This window comes from Vibrio sp., assembly GCF_038138445.1.
Taxonomy (GTDB): domain Bacteria; phylum Pseudomonadota; class Gammaproteobacteria; order Enterobacterales; family Vibrionaceae; genus Vibrio.
This window is the reverse complement of the sequence record NZ_JAYQDQ010000003.1, coordinates 29,976-48,079: the sequence shown is the minus strand read 5'-3', so window position 1 is coordinate 48,079 and position 18,104 is coordinate 29,976. Positions and strand designations below refer to the sequence as shown.

Below are 18,104 nucleotides of genomic sequence, written 5' to 3'. Positions count from 1 at the left end.
ATGAAATTTGATGTTATATCAAACTATATAAACCAATTAGTGAATATAAGCATTCGCTTTGTGATGATACCGATTTATGTTAATAGCTTTGGTGTGTCATCATATGGGCTAATTGGTTTTTACTTAAGCCTAACCTCTATTATGGTCTTATTTGACTTCGGTATGGGGTATGCTGCAAACAAAACAATAGCGGAATGTGAATCGGATAATCAGCTAATGTTGGTTACTCCTAATCTTCTATTTGTTGAGAGAATATATCTTTCTATTTCAGTTTTACTAGGGCTATTAGTTTTCCTTACTTCTGGGGTTATTTCTGAGAAGTGGTTAACAATTGATGATTTGTCAGTTGATGGCTCATATATTATAACTTTGATGGGGCTGCTAATAATAGTTTCATGGCCGCAAAGCTTATATCAGTCCATATTGAGTGGCCAAAAAAAATTTTTGCAGATGAACATTGTACTTTGTGTTATGAATATCATAACAAATCTAGTTATGTTCGTTATTTTAATGAGCATTGAAGCAAAGATACAGAGCTATTTCTACGTGATGATAGTGGCAATGTTTGTGCAAACTATACTTTTAAGATGGACTTCATGGAAAACCTTGCCTAGAGTGAGGTGCCAGTTTAGCAAGCCAGAACTTAAGCGTTTCTTTTCTTTTGCTGCCAATATAACGGTATTTACTGTAGCTTCTCTCTTTTACTTTCAAGGGCCTATACTGCTTCTTACTATTTTTTCGACCACCGGAGACCTTGGGATTTATAATTTATCTTTAACTTTTCCTATGGCGATTTTAACACTTATATACCCTATAACTTCTACAGCCTTTCCAAGACTTGTTGGTGCACTGCCAGATGGAAATGATAACGCTTATAAAACGTTTTATTCCACCATGTCTATCGTCACAATAATGGCTGGTGTGATATTAGTCGTTGTAGGGTTAAATATGGAGTTTATCTATGACCTTTGGCTGAGTGGTAACGAGAATGTCGTTACTATGATAGATATCTCAAGGTACCTGTTATTATCGGTATTTATCCATGCATTGTACATTATTATAGCTAATGTACTTTTAGCAAATGGTCATGCAAGGATACTGTCTTTTGGTTATGCCCTTAGTACTATAGTTCTCTGTATCAGTGTGTCGGTTATGGATACGGTTGACGCTCTCCTCATTTCTAAGCTGTGGGCCATATGCGCAGCCATAGTGTTGGCTTGGTCTTTAATATTGCTACTGAAAATCAATACTAATTATTTGCTGTTATGGCTTAGGTCACTCACTGTAAATATAATCCCATGTATAGTTCTAGCCTGTGTTACCTTGTACTTAAATAGTCATATAGAAGATTTAGGAAGTGTGCTTTTGTCTTCGGTTTTTCTTGCTGTGATTTTGAATATTTTCTTATTAAAAAAAGTCTATATAGGGCTTTCAAATGTCAAGTAGAAAAGTAGAGCAGCACGCTATCATTAATTTTTTTATTTATTTTGGCGTTTCTTGTTTTATTGTATTGATACCTTGGCAGGTGATTAGAGACTATCCTTTCGTAGATATTATAAATTATGTTGCTAGATATAATTTAATGATAGAAAACGATTCTGCCTTTGGCTTTGCTCAGGTAGGATCTATTAAAGGTTATATATTTTCCGAAGCTTTATGGGCATATTTCCTTTACATTGCTGGAAAGTTTAATTTATCTCCATATTTATTCTTATATTCAGTGTCTTTTCTTTGTTGTTTTCTTATTTCATGGTTTACTATATCTCGAATAAAGAGTTTGGTATATGCGATTCTTCTGATAAATCCATTACTGATAGACTTGGTTATGTCTCAACAAAGAAGTGCTTTGATGTTTGTTATGGTACTAGCAGCTATTGCTTGTTATGAGAGACACAAAATTATTTTTTTCCTTCTTTTTTGTGTTTCTTTTTCAGTACATATGTCATCTATAATATTGTTTTCTTTCCTTACTTTATCTATGCTATTTGGCAAGTTCACCTTCCACAAAAATGAAAATGTCAACACCTTGATTATATTCCAAATAATCATGTTTGGCTCTCTCGTCGTTATTGTTGGACAAGATGCTGTACTCGCTATTATTGGTGACCGTAGGGCATATAGTAACTCTGGCTCTCAGTCTTTAATTTATGCTTCAGCTTGGGGAGCGCTGCTTGTATTATTCATTGTGTTTTCTAAGCATGAAAGAAATGGATTATTTTTCTTTACTGTATCCTTGATGTCTTTATTTGTAATTTCCACTCTTTTTAATGCCTATAGTTCTAGATATTTAGCCTTTGCCTTCCCTTTTATTTTGATTTATCTAAGTCACCTAAGGGATGAAATACGCTTACCGTTTTTATCTATAATTCTTTCTTATATTTTGTTTCAATGGGCCTTATGGCTTCAGTTGTTTAGCTGATGAGGATAGATTAGTGAGTAGAAAAGTGCTGTTTGTTTTACCAACCGATACTTTAGCGGGATCTGAGCTGAACTTGTATCGTATGGCCAAGGAGCTTTCTGAGCGGGGGCTGCATGTGATTGTCATCTTCATGTGTGGGGGGAACAATAACACATGGTCAGATGTTAATGCAGAAAAAATATACCTTGCAGCAAACAAAGAACGATTGGGCGTGATTCTGTTGTTTTTTGAATTTTATAAATTTTTTCTGCGCAAAGAAAAGTTTGATTATTCTTTTAGCTCTCATGTTCATTGTAACGCATTTATCAGTCTCGCTAGAGCCATAAGAATATTGATAGTTAATAAGCAAATTCTAAGGGAATCCACAAATATTTTCTCTTGGTTTTCTGGAGTAAGACTTTTGGCATTCAAAATGTTTTATCGTATGTACTCTAAAGACTCTTTGCTCATATGTCAGACTCAAAGCATGTATAATGAGTTGATTCAACATGTGCCATGTTTGGAGCAAAACCGAAGCTTAGTACTGGGTAACCCAATCGACTATAAGAATGTGGAAATGCGTTCTTTGGTGCCGGTTAACGAGGACCTAGAACAATCAATCGTATTTGTGGGTCGCTTGGTGGGTGAAAAGGGAGTCGATATTCTTATTGAAGCATTTAAACTCTTAGGCTTAGATTTAAAACTTGTGATTTTAGGTGATGGTCCCCTCTTAAATGACTTAAAGTCGATGTCACGGTCATTAGGCCTGTCTAATAGAATTCGTTTTATTGGTCATTGTAATAATCCGCTTCCCTATATGAAACGCGCGAAGCTTACTGTTACTTCTTCGATTCACGAAGGGTTTCCTAATGTATTATTGGAACAAATGGCTGTCTCTAGTAAGGTTGTTTGTACAGAATGTGCTGAAGGTATTTCAAACCTCCCAGGCATAACTGTATGCAGGCCGAACTCTGCAACATCTTTAATGTTGGCAATGCAGAAAGCGCTAGGAGAATCTCAAGAAAATCAAGCTGAAAACATAAGTCTTATGAGAGAACATGTTAAACAACGTTCAGTTAAGAATTATGTTAATAAAATCATCGAAGCGTTGAGTTAATATGAAAGTAATCTGGTTGTTAATCTATTATCTATTCGGAATTCATCTTCCCTCTTCATCATATAGTCGTATTGGCGTTAGAATAAGAGCATACTTAGTAAGCAAGATATTTTCTGACGTCGGTGTTAATGTGAATGTGGCTCAAGGAGTCTACTTTGGTCGTGGAAGTCTCATTTCAATCGGAAACAACTCAGGGATAGGAGAAAAATCTCGATTCGTTGCAATGGGTAAGATAACTGTAGGGAACGATGTTATGATTGCCCCAGAAGTGCTCATTTTAACAGGAGGGCATGACTATAGCGATCCAAAGCTTTTGCTTAGAGAGCAAGTTAGTACCACCGCCCCTGTTCATATTGGAAATGATTGCTGGATCGGAGCAAGAGCGATTATATTGCCGGGTGTTAGTATTACGGATCGAGTCATTGTTGGTGCGGGCAGTGTGGTTACTAAGAGTATTAGTGAGAGTGGTATCTACGCAGGCAATCCGGCTAAAAAAATCAAGGAACTAGATAGTGGTTCGTAACTATGTTCATGTTATTACTAACTTTACAGAGTTGGGTGGTGCTGAAAACACATTGATAAAACTGATTAACGCCTCTGATAATGATAGTAAGCATACAATCATCTCCTTGATGGATGTCTCTCCTGCGTTGATTTCTAAGATAAATCGTTTTATTGAGGTTGTTGCTTTAAGGGCATCCAACCCCCTTAAAATGGCATGGTCGGTACTTAAGGTTAAAAAGTATTTATCAAAATGTGAGTATGTTACATATGTATATTCATGGATGTATCACGCAAATTTAGTTGTAGCACTGTCTTATGTTATATCATCGGTGAAATTCCCACTTGTTTGGGGAGTACGGCACTCCTTGGATGATTATGATGGTGAAAAATTCACTACAAAGCTTGTGATTCGCTTGAGTTTGATGGTCAGCCGTATTCCTCATTACACTGCACATTGTTCAAAAAATTCTATGCAACAACACTTGGCGATTGGGTATGGTCAAGCTAGCACATCTATCTATATTCCAAACGGTTATGAGTTTAAAAAATTTAAACGTCGGAGCTTTAACCCAGATGCATTTGTTTTTGGTGCTGCTGGAAGGTTTCACGATTCAAAAGACTATCGTACTTTGTTTGAAGCAACCGCTCCTATCCTTATAAGCAATAAGGAGTACAAATTGAGGTTGGCTGGCAGGGGAATGACACCTTGCAATACAGTGGTTAATCAATATATGAAAGAATTTTTAGTCCCGAGTGAACAGGTGGAATTGCTTGGGGAAGTGTTTGATATGCCGTCATTTTATCAGTCTATTGACTTCTTTATATTATCCTCCAAAACAGAGGGGTTCCCCAATGTTCTTGCGGAAGCGTCAGGGTACGGGTGCATCTCATTTTCAACGGATGTAGGGGATGCTAAATTGATTATTGGTAGTGAACGTATTGTCGAAATTAAAAATAGTCGAGGGTTAACTTTGCTTTTAGAAGAATATATTTCAAAAGAACCGAGAGAGCTGATGCAAATTTCACAAAAGACATCAAAGACTATACAGAATACGTACGATATTAATATTATTTCCAGCAAGTTCTTTTCTTTAGGTGAGGAAAATAAATGTGTGGTATAGCTGGTATTTATAATTCATCTTTGAGTTATTCATATTCTGATGAGCAACTGATGAAAATGCTTACTTGTATTACACATAGAGGCCCAGATAGTTTCGGTGTCAAGCAAGTTGATGGTGTTAATCTTGGACATCGAAGGTTGGCTATACACGACTTAACTAGTGCTGGTCATCAACCAATGAGCAGCCACACTGGACGATTTGAGGTTGTATTTAATGGCGAAATCTATAACTTTAACGAGATTAGAGAGTTGTTACCAAACGTCATTTGGAGTGGAAGTTCTGACACAGAAGTCATGTTGGCAGCGTTTGAGTATTTTGGTGTAGAGAAGTCGTTGTGTTTGTTTAATGGTATGTTTGCTTTTGCAGTGTGGGATAGAAAGGATTCTTCTCTAATCCTAGCTCGAGACAAATTTGGTGAAAAGCCACTTTATTATTACCACGAGAATAATGTGTTTGCATTTGCTTCGGAGCTTACTTCAATTGAAGCATTAGATGATGTGAAATTGACCATTGACAGAAATGCTGTTTGTAGGCAACTGCAGTGCTCATACATACCCGCACCATTGACTATCTATAAAGAGGTAAGAAAGCTTCCCCCGGGCCATATTATGATAGTTAAGCTCGGTAAAAAAATGACAATTAGACCTTATTGGACTTTATCCTCAGAAATTAAAAAGTCAAAAGGGAATATTATCAGTAGTGAAGATGAAGCTGTCGAGTTACTTGAGCAAGAACTATTACATTCTGTGAAGCTGAGAATGGCAGCAGATGTACCGTTAGGAGCTTTCTTATCCGGTGGTATAGACTCTTCTCTTGTAGTCTCTTTAATGCAAGCGCAGTCTAGTGAACCAATAAATACTTTTTCTATTGGATTTAATGTAGACGGATATAACGAGGCTGAATTCGCCAAACAAGTTGCTGATTACCTCGGCACGAGTCACACAGAACATTACTTTGATTCGAGTGATGTTATAAATCTTGTTCCTCAAATGCCAAAAGTATTTGATGAGCCGTTTTCTGACTCCTCACAACTGCCTACATTGCTAGTGAGCAAAATGGCGAAGGAAAAGGTTACCGTTTGTTTGAGTGGTGATGGCGGAGACGAGTTATTCTCTGGTTATAAACGATATCAAGCTATCCCTGATATTTGGAGTAAAATTAGTAAGTTTCCGTGTAGAAAGGCTTTTGCTAACATTATAAAAAGTACTCCGACCCCCTTGTTGAGTAAGTTATTCTTTTTCTTATCCCCATTCGCAAACAAGTATGGAAGGAAAGGTGATGTCGGTCAGAAACTAAAAATACTAGTGAATTGGTTGCAAGCTCAAGACGTGAACGATTTGTATAACTTAAGTTTACAACATTGGAAGCATGTGAATCAGCTCGTTTTACTATCTGGCTATTCTGATGTTTGGGAGCCTGATTGCACAGACCTTGAGCATGAGATAGAAAAAATGATGTATCAAGATTCGATAGCATATTTGCCGGGAGACATTCTTACTAAGGTAGATAGAACAGCTATGTCTGTTAGCCTCGAGGGAAGAATACCGTTATTAGATCCTAACGTAGCAAGTATCGCATGGCGGCTACCGATGCACATGAAGCAGCGTGGTGACACAGGAAAGTGGGCTTTAAAACAGGTTCTTTATAAGTATGTTCCTCAGAAGATTATGGACAGGCCTAAAATGGGTTTTGGTGTTCCTATGAACGCATGGTTGAGAAATGAATTACAGCCATGGATGCGTGATGTATTAGCTTTTGACAAGCTCCAAAATCAAGAGTTGTTGAATGTAGATATTTTGGAAACATCGATTAAAAATCATGTAAGTGGTAGTGAGAATAATGCTGCACAATTATGGGATGTTTTGATGCTACAAAGTTGGTTGGATGAGAATTCGAAAAGGTCTAAAAGGCTATGACATTCAGCAACAAAGATCAATTTAAAAGGCCAGTCATTGTTTTGGGGGCATTGCCTGCATCTCTTTATAATTTTAGGGGAGAGCTTGTTAGAACCATCTCAAAAGATAACAAAGTTGTATGTATGGCATCTTTTGCAGAAAAATCTGAGCGAGCAATAATTGAATCTTTGGGGGCATCATTTATTGACTATCCCATAAAGCGGAATAGCCTAAGTGTTGGTTCAGATCTTCATACACTCTACAGTTTGATTAAAGCATTTAGATTAAACTCACCTAAATTAGTATTGGCTTATACAATTAAGCCCGTGATTTGGGGGGGGATTGCGGCTCGATTTACCAATGTTTCCAGCTTTTACGCCATGATTACTGGGCTGGGCTATGCATTTCAAGAGAAAGGGATTGTCAAAAGGGCTTTGACAGCACTTGTGAAGCAGCTTTACAGGTTTGCTCTTGGAAATGTAAAAGCGGTCATGTTTCAAAACAAAGATGACATGTCAATGTTTATAGCGCAAGGAATTGTAAATAAAAACAAGTGTTTTTTGGTTAATGGATCGGGCGTAGATCTCAAGTATTATGCTAAAAAGCCGATCCCTCAAGGAACAAGCTTTCTTCTGGTTGCTAGGTTATTAGGTGATAAGGGGATTCGGGAATACACGAAAGCGGCAGCCGTTGTTAAAAAACGTTACCCTGATTCTCAGTTTCATTTAGTTGGGCCAGAAGATTCATCGCCAGACGCTATAAATATAGAAGAAGTTCAAAGTTGGCAGCGTGCTGGCTGGATCCAATACCATGGTTCAACATCTGATGTTCGTCCTTTCCTAGAGCGATGTAGTGTTTTTGTATTACCTTCTTATCATGAAGGCATGCCTAGGACCGTTCTTGAAGCGATGGCGATTGGTCGACCCATTTTAACAACAGATGTTCCAGGATGCCGTGAAACTGTCTGTAATGGCGTAAATGGATGGCTTGTTAAAAAAGGTAGTATAGAAGAATTAGCTGAAAGAATGATTTGGTTTATTGAAAATCCAGAGCATTGGGAATCAATGGCAGAAAAAAGTCATGATTTAGCAAAGGATAAGTTTGATGTACACAAAGTGAATGCGGATATAATGAAGGTCTTGGAGTTAAATCGTGAAGAGATTGTTTGATTCTATTATTGCACTTATGGGCTTAATTATTCTCGCTCCGTTGCTGATAGCGATTGCTTTCAAAATTCGAAGCAATCTAGGTTCTCCAATACTATACAAACAGGTCAGGCCAGGGTTGAATGGAAAACCTTTTCGGATGTACAAGTTTCGAACAATGAGAGATGCCATTGATCGAAATGGAAAAATGTTACCGGACTCGGAGAGGATAACACCACTAGGTAGTAAATTGCGTAACTCTAGCTTAGATGAACTACCAGAGTTATGGAATATTTTGAAAGGAGAAATGAGCCTAGTGGGGCCACGTCCTTTATTAATGCAATATTTACCTTTGTATAACTCTGAACAAAGAAGACGACATGAAGCTATGCCTGGGATCACAGGTTGGGCTCAAATTAACGGACGGAATGCTATAAGTTGGGAGGAAAAATTCAAGTTGGACGTTTGGTATGTGGAGAATCGTACATTCTGGCTCGATATTAAAATTATTTTCTTAACCATCAAAAAGGTGTTTGTGAAAGAAGGTATTTCAGCAGATGACCATGTGACCATTGAACCATTTCGGGGTAATTCAAGTGAGTAAATGTGCAATCTTGGGTGCTAGTGGACATGGTAAAGTTATAGCAGAAATTGCTGAGCTTAATGGCTTTAACGATATTCGTTTCTTTGATGACCGTTGGCCTAAATTGTCTCATATTGAGCATTGGCATGTTATAGGAACGACAGAGCGATTATTAGAAAGTTGTTCAAGCTTTGATGCTGTGATTGTTGCTATTGGTCACAATCAGACTCGAATTGAAAAGCAGACCCTACTTTACCAAAAAGGAGCTATTTTCCCCGTTCTTATTCACCCCGCTGCGACAGTAAGTAAATATGCTCTAGTTGGCGATGGAACTGTGGTAATGGCAGGTGCCGTTGTGAACCCATTTTCGAATATAGGGTCTAGCTGTATATTAAATACTTCAGCGACAGTCGATCATGATTGTATACTGGGTGATGGAGTTCATATTAGCCCCGGCGCTAATCTTGCCGGAGGGGTTCAGATTGGCGTTGGAAGTTGGGTTGGCATAGGTGCTAGCGTGAAGGAATTAATAAACATAGGATGTAATGTGACCATAGCAGCAGGTGCTGTTGTAATACGTGATGTTCTTAATGAGCAAGTGGTTGCTGGGACTCCCGCCCAGCCACTCGATAACAAGGATTAGAAAAGTGTTAAACACCCCCTTTTCACCGTGGCCTTCGTTCTCTCAAGAAGAGGCGGATATGGTTAGCAAAGTGCTACTTTCAAATAAAGTTAATTACTGGACAGGCCAACAAGGGCGAAAGTTTGAAAAAGAATTCGCTGCCTGGGTTGGTTGTGACTATGCAATAGCTCTGGCTAACGGAACTCTGGCATTAGACGCCGCCTTAAAAGCTCTAGGGATCGGGAAAGGTGATGATGTAATTACGACGCCAAGAACTTTTTTAGCTACAGTATCCTCTATTGTTACTGTTGGAGCCAAACCTATTTTCGCAGATGTAGATATAAATAGCCAAAATATCACCGCTGAAACAATTGAAGCCGCATTAACTGAGACCACTAAAGCCGTAATAGTTGTGCACCTCGCAGGTATGCCTGCTGAGATGGATGAAATTATGGAGCTATCTGATAAGTATGGCTTCAAGGTGATAGAGGATTGCGCACAAGCTCATGGGGCTAAATATAAAGGACGAAGCGTTGGAACTATTGGTCACATAGGCGCTTGGTCTTTTTGCCAAGACAAAATCATGACGACTGGTGGTGAGGGTGGCATGGTAACGACGAACGATAAAAGCTTATGGTCTTCAATGTGGTCATATAAAGATCATGGTAAAAGTTTTGATGCTATTTATAATCGAGAGCATCCTCCGGGCTTTCGATGGGTCCACGAAAGTTTTGGTACTAATTGGCGCATGACAGAAATGCAAGCCGCGATAGGCTGTATTCAATTGCAGCGAATGCCGGAATGGACAGCGATGCGCCAGAAAAATGCTTCAACCATAGATGCAGCAATCGCAGAGTTACCAATCGCTCGTAGTGTAAGAGTCCCCGACTACATCGAGCATGCAGAGTACAAACATTATATATTTATCCGGCCAGAGTACCTCAAATCTGGGTGGACACGAGATAAGGTCATAGAGGCAATTGTTGAGAAAGGTGTCCCTGCATACCAAGGTAGCTGCTCGGAAGTTTATAAAGAGAAGGCTTTTGACGGAACGGACTTTCGACCTCGAGAACCTTTAAAAAATGCATTGCTCTTAGGTGAAACGAGCATTATGTTCCTTGTTCATCCTACACTGACTCAGGACGAAGTATACGTAATGGCTGAGGTAATTAGGAAGGTTCTTATCGAGGTGCAAGCTTAGTAGCTGTAATCAACATCTTAATACACGTATGATTCTAAGGATTGCATTTTATTAGAGAGTGGTATGGATAGACTTAACTATATATGGAACTTGCCAAGGCTTTATAAGCGACTGATTAGTGTGTTAGTAGATTCAGTATTTATTGTGGGGTCGTTCTACATAGCCTATTGGACACGCATAGGATCAGTTACCGCTATTGATAGTATTTCTGTAAAGTATATTATTTTTGGCACTCTAATTATTACCGTTATTGCATTTACACAACTTGGTTTATACCGAGCGGTTCTGCGATACCTTACATTTCATGCCTTAGCAGTGATTAGTGTCGGCACCATAATATCCGCCTTGTCTGTTGCTGTATTAGCTTTCTATTTTGACGCCCCTGTTCCACGTTCAGTTCCGATAATTTATGGTGCATTTCTATGTCTCATGTGTGGAGGCTCTCGGCTAGTCGTGAGAGTTTTAGTTACTCAGGCCAACAGTAAAGGAAGCAAACGTGTACTAATTTATGGCGCTGGATCTGCTGGACGTCAATTGGCGTTGGCTATGAAAAACTCTGAGACTCATAAAGTTGTCGGTTTCATTGACCAAGATAAAACTCTTGAAAATACAATGATTCTAGGTCTTAATGTTTGTGATATTGATAAAGTTACTTATTTTATCCGTAAACATAACGTTAGCCAGATTCTTCTTGCTATGCCCAGTGCTTCTAGGGCTCGCAGGCGAGAGATTCTCGACTCCTTAGTGCCTTTGTCAGCAGAAGTACTGACTGTTCCCAATATGCAAGATATCGTAGAAGGTAAGGCTAAAATTGATGAACTAAAAGATGTAGACATCGAAGATTTGTTAGGTCGAGATTCTGTGGCCCCACAGCAAGCTTTAATTGAAGCGAATATAAAGGGCAAGGTCGTAATGGTTACTGGAGCTGGCGGCTCAATCGGTTCAGAGCTTTGTAGACAGATAATTTTTCAGCAGCCCAAGGCTCTCGTTTTATTTGAACTATCTGAGTTTGCTCTATACCAGATAGACAGAGAGCTTAAAGGATTACTAGTTAACCATGATATAGATATACAAATAATCCCTCTACTCGGTTCTGTTCAGGCTGTTAATCGACTGAGTACAGTGATGAAAAGCTTCTGTGTTAACACTGTATATCACGCTGCAGCATACAAGCACGTTCCCTTGGTGGAATATAATGTGGTCGAAGGGGTACGCAATAATGTTTTTGGGACGCACTATACTGCTAAGGCCGCGATTGAGTCCGGTGTTGAATCATTTGTCTTAATTTCAACGGATAAGGCGGTCAGACCTACCAATATCATGGGAGCGACCAAGAGAATGGCGGAACTGGGTTTGCAAGCTTTAGCTGAGCAAGAGGGTAATAAAGAAAATGGCACTCGCTTCTGTATGGTTCGTTTTGGTAATGTTTTGGGCTCATCTGGCTCAGTGATCCCTTTATTTAAAAAGCAAATTGTATGCGGTGGGCCTGTGACAGTCACTCACCCGGAAATTATTCGCTACTTTATGACCATTCCTGAAGCTGCGCAGTTAGTTATTCAAGCTGGTGCCATGGGTAAAGGGGGAGATGTTTTTGTGCTTGATATGGGAGAGCCAGTAAAAATAGCAGATTTAGCGGTAAACTTAATTCAGCTGTCGGGGCTAGAGCTTAAAGATGAATCCAATCCATACGGAGACATAGAAATTCAATTTTCTGGCCTTCGTCCAGGAGAGAAACTTTTTGAGGAACTTCTGATTGGGGATAATGTATCCCAGACCGATCACCCAAGCATTATGACAGCAAATGAAAGCTATTTATCGATAGATAAGTACGATGAGTTGCTCGAATCACTGGATAATGCGTGCCATAATTTTGAGCATGAGAAAATTAGGGATTTGTTAGTTGAAGCTCCAACGGATTTTAACCCGAATGATGGAATTGAGGATTTAGTATGGAAAAAAATATTCGGCAAGAAAATATGATATTAGGGAAACCAACCAAGATGCTGGAGCGTGTATTGCGTTTAGGTATGTTTGTCGTGTGTTCTTCCATTATTGTTTATTATAGTAGCGGTGTTTTTTTGGTGAGTTTAGAACAGATGAAGTCTACTTTATGAATTCATCATGGAACATAATGCTCGGTTTAAACTCTCCCATTGGTATTTATATTCCAGGCTTTTACCCTTACCTTCTATCTGAAGGTCTTATTGCGTTTAACTCAAATATTGACTTCTTTTTATATGTAAGGCTGGTGAACTTATGTATAGCACTATTTTTACTATTGTACTTTTCTAACGTATTACTAGGTATATTTAGTCAAGGCTTGGGGAAAGTAGCATCTATAATACCTTCATTTCTCATATCTTTATTCTTATTAACTTATATGATTGCAATGAGGGCGTTTGAAGTGCGGCCTGAAGCGTTAGGTAGTCTCTCAATAGCTTTGAGCTTTTGTTATCTTTTATACTCGCACAGAGGCACAAATCGGCATACTTTATATTTCTTAATATCTTCGCTTTTCTCTATTCTTGCTGTACAGCTTTCGACTCGCTATGTTATTCCTATTGCATTTGTTTGGCTGGCTTCTCTCGTTTTTTTTATGAAAGAAAGAAACCTCAATTTAAAGGGTGGCATTGTAATTATATCATTAATGATATTGTTGTCAATTTCTTTATTTATGCAGGCTCATAACCTTCAAGATTTAGTTGTTGGTTTAAACAGGGCAGGCGAGATAAATTCTCTTCGAACTGGTTATACGATTTACGAAAAATTTCTAGTGCTTGGCTTTGGAAAGTTTCCAGTGCTTCGACAATCGGTCTTTTACCCAGATCTTCTTCGTATCGTTTTATTCGCTTCATTTTTTATCTTAGCAATATTTTCTGTATGGTTTTTAAAAGATAGATCAAAGAAATTAATAATAATATTGTTAACTTTTTCTAATTTATCTGTCGTTCTATTTCTGGTTTTTTTTGACTTTATGCCTTACAATTATGCGGTAATTCATGAGGTTTTATTTATTTTCTTAAGCTCTGTCTATATTATCTCTGCACTTATCAATCAGTCGAAAGGTCTGGGTAATATATGTAGGATTGGTATGTTTTCCTTAGCGGCCTATCTTTTTATTCCGTCCCTGTTGGTAATTGATATCAACCAGCCTAGATTAGACAATTTTATTCATTCTAGCTCAGATCTAAACATTATTGACATAAATAACAAAAATAAAGGTGAAATCGCGGAACTGAGATCTAAAGTTGGTGTTAACTCTAGTGCAATATATCAGCTGAATGTAATGAAGAAATTTTGTAGCCTATATGAAAATGCATTTGTTTTTTCAAGTGGGTATTTTATCCACCCTGTGTGTATTGCTGATGAAAAATCCTATCCTGTCTCAATAGGAAAGGAAAATTATAACGATGCAGTATCAAAAATAATCTCTTTAAATAATGTTGTTTTTCAAAGTGAAAAATATATTGTTTATGAAAAATCTGACTAAACTGTATTTTTATAATTGGATAGGGTTAGGCTAATACATTTGGTTTTAGAAAGCTGTAATAGAAAGCTTTTTATTACCTATGATCACGGGTTTACTGATCCACTTAGCTCTATCTATACCTTTGCTTTATAATGTATTTATAGATAAAGCTATAAGAAAAACCAATAAAGCCGATTAGCTAACTTTTGAAAGATAGGGTTATGGAATAAGCTGAAATGCTATTTATGATGCTCCTATCTTTCAGCCGTGTGCAAAAATCAACTAAGGGGTCTAATTAATGCAAATAGTATATGGTTAGTTTATCGTGGGGAGACCAGAAAATGTAAGTTAACGCAGGTGGCTATGAGGTTGGAGAAAACTGCTCTACATCGATGTTATTACTCGACTTCTCTCATATTAGTACGTAATTTTCAGTATAATCAATAGCGATTTTTTTATGAAACTATTAGTAACAGGTGGGGCTGGTTTTATTGGGTCTTCATTAATTAAATACATAATTAAAAATACGAATGATACTGTTCTGAACATAGACAAATTAACCTATGCTGCAAATCTTAAAGCTCTTGATGAAATAGATTGCTGTTCCAGATATAGTTTTTTACAGATAGATATTTGTGACCAAGCTAGCTTGCAGACTATATTCGAAGGCTTTAAGCCGGACATCGTCATGCATCTTGCAGCAGAGTCTCATGTGGATAATTCTATTAGTGATTCAAGCTGTTTTATTGATACAAATACAATTGGCACGTATAACCTATTGGAAGCGGCGCGATCTTACTGGGTGAATTTAGATAAAGAAAGTCAAAACCACTTTCGTTTTTTACATGTATCTACCGATGAAGTGTATGGTGATTTAGACAAAGGTAGTGCTCCTTTCACTGAAACTACTCCATATTCCCCAAGTAGTCCATATTCTGCCTCAAAGGCCGCAAGTGACCATTTAGTTAGAGCATGGCATCGAACCTATGGTTTGCCAACGTTAGTTACCAATTGTTCAAATAACTATAGCCCATTCCAACATTGCGAAAAATTAATTCCTAGAATGATTTTCAATGCATTGAAAGGAGATTCACTACCTGTTTATGGAGATGGCAAACAAATTCGGGATTGGTTGCACGTGCATGATCATGTCAGGGCTTTGTATCTTGTTGGAAGAAAAGGTAAAGTGGGGGAAACGTACAACATTGGTGGCTTAAATGAATGGGCTAACATTGATGTGGTACGTGTGATATGTGACACATTAGATGTGATGCTACCCAATGATAAACCCCAAAATATCAATAGTTTTTCTGAACTTATTACATTTGTAAATGACCGTCCTGGACATGATTCTCGATACGCTATTGATGCAAATAAGATTTGTAGAGATTTGGGATGGAAACCGAATGAAACTTTTGAATCAGGTATAAGAAAAACAATAAGGTGGTACGTGGATTATTTTCATACTAAGGAAGGTAAAAGTTCATGAAAGGCATAGTCTTAGCTGGGGGATCAGGTACTCGACTCTACCCGATTACTTTGGGCACTTCAAAGCAGCTATTACCAGTCTATGATAAGCCGATGATATATTACCCTATTTCGGTGTTAATGCTCGCTGGTATACAAGATATTCTTATGATCACTACGCCAGAAGATCAAGGTAGTTTTCGCCGGCTCTTAGGTAATGGTTCTCAGTTTGGCATCAAGATAACGTACGCAGTACAACCAAAACCTGAGGGTTTAGCTCAAGCCTTGATTATTGGCGAAGAATTTATTGGGGATGATAGTGTTTGCCTCGTTTTGGGAGATAACATTTTTTGGGGACAAGGTTTTTCCCCCTTGCTGATTGATGCTGTAAATCAAGAGCAAGGTGCTACTGTGTTTGGCTATAAGGTTCATGATCCGGAACGTTTTGGCGTTATAGAGTTTGATCAAGACCTAAATGTTGTTTCGATAGAAGAAAAGCCTCTGAAGGCAAAGTCTGATTTTGCTGTAACTGGTCTATACATATATGATAACCGAGTGGTTGATATAGCAAAAACAGTGTGCCCCTCTCCTCGCGGAGAGATGGAGATAACATCCATTAATCAAGAGTACTTACGTCGTGGACAACTCAATGTTAAGTTACTAGGCTGGGGTTTTGCCTGGTTAGATACAGGAACGTATCATAGCCTGCTAGAGGCTAGTCAGTTTGTTGCTACTATAGAAAAAAGACAAGGCTTTAAGATTGCTTGTTTGGAAGAGATCGCTCTCAGTAAGGGTTGGCTTAATCCTAGTGATATAAAATTAAACACTTCAATTACAGATAAAACTTCTTATGGTCGATATATACTCGACTTACTTGAGGAATATACTTCATGAGTAAGAAGGTAGCGATATCACAATCTAATTATATTCCCTGGAAAGGATACTTTGACTTAATTGCTTCGGTGGATGAGTTTGTTTTGTACGATGATATGCAATATACAAGACGTGATTGGAGAAACAGAAATAAAATCCAGACACCTTCTGGTCTGTCATGGTTAACTATTCCTGTTGATGTTAAAGGTAAGTACTTACAAACAATTTATGAAACTAGAGTGTCTAATAACCTATGGAAGCGTAAGCACTGGAAATCAATATGCCAAAGCTACTCCAAGAGTAAGTATTTTTCAAAGTATAATCACATTTTCGAAGAATTATATCATAGAGATGACTTTGAAATGTTATCTCAAATAAATGAGTCTTTTATCCGTGCCATTTGTTCCATACTCAATATTAATACAAAGATTGTTCAGTCGAAGGAATTTTCACTTCGAGATGGAAAGTCGCAAAGATTACTTGGCATATGTGCAGATTTAAATGCATCTGAGTATGTGAGTGGTCCTGCAGCAAAAGGCTATTTAGATGAGTCTATATTTATCGACAATAATATAAAAGTAAGCTGGATGGACTACAGTGATTATCCTGAATATTCGCAAAAGTACTCTCCATTCGAACACGGTGTTTCAATTCTAGATTTGATCTTTAATGAAGGAGAAAATGCCGGTAAATATATGAAATATATTAATAAGAGTAGGTAATTATGAGTGATGTGAACTATGGATTCCAAAAGCATTTAAGTGAGGATTTTCCCTCGCAAATTATTATAGATGCTACTCAATTTTGCAACTTAGCATGCATACATTGCCCGCATTCTAATTTTATTAAGACAGACGCATATAGCGGGGCGCATTTAGATGCTAATCTTCATAAAAAACTTATTCATGAAGTAGCAACTGATGGGCTTGGTATATGTCAGTACTTGCGTTATACCGCCAATGGTGAAACATTGATGCATCCAAAATTCATCGAAATGATAGAGTATGCTGGTAAGTACTGTAAAACAAAGATTAATGTTACGACTAATGGTGTGCTGCTGAAAGGGAAGAAAGTAAAACAATTATTAGATGCAGGGGTGGATGTTTTTGATATTAGTCTTGATGCTTACAAAGATGAAACCTACGCCAAAATAAGGGTAAAAGGAAATTTAGTTAAAGTCCGAGAAAATGTATTGAACCTTATAAGGCTCATAAAAGAGGGAAAATATAAGACTAAGTTAGTGGTTAGCTTTGTTGAACAACCCTTAAATACTGATGAGACAGACCTTTTTGAAGACTTTTGGAATAAAGCTGGGGCAGATTATGTGGTAGTCAGAAGGCTACACTCTGCAGCTGGCGCGAAAGATAATATAAAATCAAAAATTGACGATGCAATTAGGGAGGTGGAGCGTAAGCCATGTTTATACCCATGGGAGCGACTGACCCTAACTCCTGAAGGGCATTTGTCCTATTGCCCTACCGATTGGAAAAATAAATCTCATTTTGTGTCATTTTTAAACACTTCGATAAAAGAAGCATGGCAGTCAGAGTTTATGACTAACTTGCGGAATGCCCACTTAAACAATAATTTTAGCAGTCATGAATTTTGTGGAAATTGTCCGGATTGGTCTCATACAAGATGGCCCGAAGAAGGTAGGGGATATTCAAATTTAATGCAAGAAATAGTGCCTACGGATTTAATAGATTAGT

General features: G+C 37.9%; 16 protein-coding genes. All 16 read left to right on the top strand.

Annotation, left to right across the window (positions count from 1 at the left end; translation table 11 throughout):
* Window positions 1-1,446 (top strand): oligosaccharide flippase family protein, encoded by a 1,446-nt coding sequence (locus tag AAFM34_RS01795; RefSeq protein ID WP_341659364.1) that lies wholly within the window; start codon window positions 1-3, stop codon window positions 1,444-1,446.
* Window positions 1,436-2,419, top strand: coding sequence for an EpsG family protein (locus tag AAFM34_RS01790; RefSeq protein ID WP_341659362.1), 984 nt, complete (start codon window positions 1,436-1,438; stop codon window positions 2,417-2,419). Before AAFM34_RS01795 ends, AAFM34_RS01790 begins: the two co-directional genes overlap by 11 nt.
* Window positions 2,420-2,432: 13 nt before the next feature.
* Window positions 2,433-3,515 carry a glycosyltransferase gene (locus tag AAFM34_RS01785; RefSeq protein ID WP_341659360.1) on the top strand — a complete coding sequence of 361 codons (1,083 nt, stop codon included), beginning with the start codon at window positions 2,433-2,435 and terminating at the stop codon, window positions 3,513-3,515.
* A gap of 1 nt (window position 3,516) precedes the next feature.
* On the top strand, window positions 3,517-4,038 hold the full coding sequence (locus tag AAFM34_RS01780; RefSeq protein ID WP_341659358.1) for an acyltransferase: 522 nt from the start codon (window positions 3,517-3,519) through the stop codon (window positions 4,036-4,038).
* The gene (locus AAFM34_RS01775; protein ID WP_341659356.1) at window positions 4,028-5,140 is read left to right on the top strand and encodes a glycosyltransferase; all 1,113 of its coding nucleotides are present in this window, start codon (window positions 4,028-4,030) and stop codon (window positions 5,138-5,140) included. The genes AAFM34_RS01780 and AAFM34_RS01775 overlap by 11 nt, the downstream gene beginning before the upstream one ends.
* Window positions 5,128-7,056 (top strand): asparagine synthase (glutamine-hydrolyzing), encoded by a 1,929-nt coding sequence (asnB, locus tag AAFM34_RS01770; RefSeq protein ID WP_341659354.1) that lies wholly within the window; start codon window positions 5,128-5,130, stop codon window positions 7,054-7,056. Before AAFM34_RS01775 ends, asnB begins: the two co-directional genes overlap by 13 nt.
* Entirely contained in the window at window positions 7,053-8,204 is a 1,152-nt protein-coding gene (locus AAFM34_RS01765) for a glycosyltransferase family 4 protein (protein WP_341659352.1), read from the top strand. Before asnB ends, AAFM34_RS01765 begins: the two co-directional genes overlap by 4 nt.
* Window positions 8,188-8,784 carry a sugar transferase gene (locus tag AAFM34_RS01760; RefSeq protein WP_341659350.1) on the top strand — a complete coding sequence of 199 codons (597 nt, stop codon included), beginning with the start codon at window positions 8,188-8,190 and terminating at the stop codon, window positions 8,782-8,784. Before AAFM34_RS01765 ends, AAFM34_RS01760 begins: the two co-directional genes overlap by 17 nt.
* Window positions 8,777-9,406, top strand: a complete 630-nt coding sequence (locus AAFM34_RS01755; protein ID WP_341659347.1) for an acetyltransferase — start codon at window positions 8,777-8,779, stop codon at window positions 9,404-9,406. The genes AAFM34_RS01760 and AAFM34_RS01755 overlap by 8 nt, the downstream gene beginning before the upstream one ends.
* Window positions 9,407-9,410: 4 nt before the next feature.
* Window positions 9,411-10,586: a DegT/DnrJ/EryC1/StrS aminotransferase family protein gene (locus AAFM34_RS01750; protein ID WP_341659345.1), complete on the top strand. Its 1,176-nt coding sequence runs from the start codon at window positions 9,411-9,413 to the stop codon at window positions 10,584-10,586.
* Between the two features lie 63 nt (window positions 10,587-10,649).
* Window positions 10,650-12,566: a nucleoside-diphosphate sugar epimerase/dehydratase gene (locus tag AAFM34_RS01745; protein ID WP_341659343.1), complete on the top strand. Its 1,917-nt coding sequence runs from the start codon at window positions 10,650-10,652 to the stop codon at window positions 12,564-12,566.
* Window positions 12,567-12,696: 130 nt separating this feature from the next.
* Window positions 12,697-14,076: a hypothetical protein gene (locus tag AAFM34_RS01740; RefSeq protein ID WP_341659340.1), complete on the top strand. Its 1,380-nt coding sequence runs from the start codon at window positions 12,697-12,699 to the stop codon at window positions 14,074-14,076.
* 436 nt (window positions 14,077-14,512) lie between these two features.
* Complete coding sequence (rfbB, locus tag AAFM34_RS01735) at window positions 14,513-15,544, top strand: dTDP-glucose 4,6-dehydratase (RefSeq protein WP_341659338.1); 1,032 nt, start codon at window positions 14,513-14,515, stop codon at window positions 15,542-15,544.
* The gene (gene rfbA, locus AAFM34_RS01730) at window positions 15,541-16,416 is read left to right on the top strand and encodes a glucose-1-phosphate thymidylyltransferase RfbA (protein WP_341659336.1); all 876 of its coding nucleotides are present in this window, start codon (window positions 15,541-15,543) and stop codon (window positions 16,414-16,416) included. The genes rfbB and rfbA overlap by 4 nt, the downstream gene beginning before the upstream one ends.
* Window positions 16,413-17,117, top strand: a complete 705-nt coding sequence (locus AAFM34_RS01725; protein ID WP_341659334.1) for a WbqC family protein — start codon at window positions 16,413-16,415, stop codon at window positions 17,115-17,117. The genes rfbA and AAFM34_RS01725 overlap by 4 nt, the downstream gene beginning before the upstream one ends.
* Before the next feature lie 2 nt (window positions 17,118-17,119).
* A complete protein-coding gene (locus AAFM34_RS01720; protein ID WP_341659332.1) occupies window positions 17,120-18,103 on the top strand; it encodes a radical SAM/SPASM domain-containing protein in 984 nt (327 codons plus the stop codon).
* Window position 18,104: the final 1 nt, after the last annotated feature.

Bases quoted from the DNA above. Each gene is read 5' to 3' on its own strand.
- AAFM34_RS01780 (WP_341659358.1), top strand. From the start codon at position 3,517: ATGAAAGTAATCTGGTTGTTAATCTATTATCTATTCGGAATTCATCTT.
- rfbB (WP_341659338.1), top strand. From the start codon at position 14,513: ATGAAACTATTAGTAACAGGTGGGGCTGGTTTTATTGGGTCTTCATTA.
- AAFM34_RS01740 (WP_341659340.1), top strand. From the start codon at position 12,697: ATGAATTCATCATGGAACATAATGCTCGGTTTAAACTCTCCCATTGGT.
- AAFM34_RS01790 (WP_341659362.1), top strand. From the start codon at position 1,436: ATGTCAAGTAGAAAAGTAGAGCAGCACGCTATCATTAATTTTTTTATT.
- rfbA (WP_341659336.1), top strand. From the start codon at position 15,541: ATGAAAGGCATAGTCTTAGCTGGGGGATCAGGTACTCGACTCTACCCG.
- AAFM34_RS01745 (WP_341659343.1), top strand. From the start codon at position 10,650: ATGGATAGACTTAACTATATATGGAACTTGCCAAGGCTTTATAAGCGA.
- AAFM34_RS01765 (WP_341659352.1), top strand. From the start codon at position 7,053: ATGACATTCAGCAACAAAGATCAATTTAAAAGGCCAGTCATTGTTTTG.
- AAFM34_RS01725 (WP_341659334.1), top strand. From the start codon at position 16,413: ATGAGTAAGAAGGTAGCGATATCACAATCTAATTATATTCCCTGGAAA.
- AAFM34_RS01720 (WP_341659332.1), top strand. From the start codon at position 17,120: ATGAGTGATGTGAACTATGGATTCCAAAAGCATTTAAGTGAGGATTTT.
- asnB (WP_341659354.1), top strand. From the start codon at position 5,128: ATGTGTGGTATAGCTGGTATTTATAATTCATCTTTGAGTTATTCATAT.
- AAFM34_RS01795 (WP_341659364.1), top strand. From the start codon at position 1: ATGAAATTTGATGTTATATCAAACTATATAAACCAATTAGTGAATATA.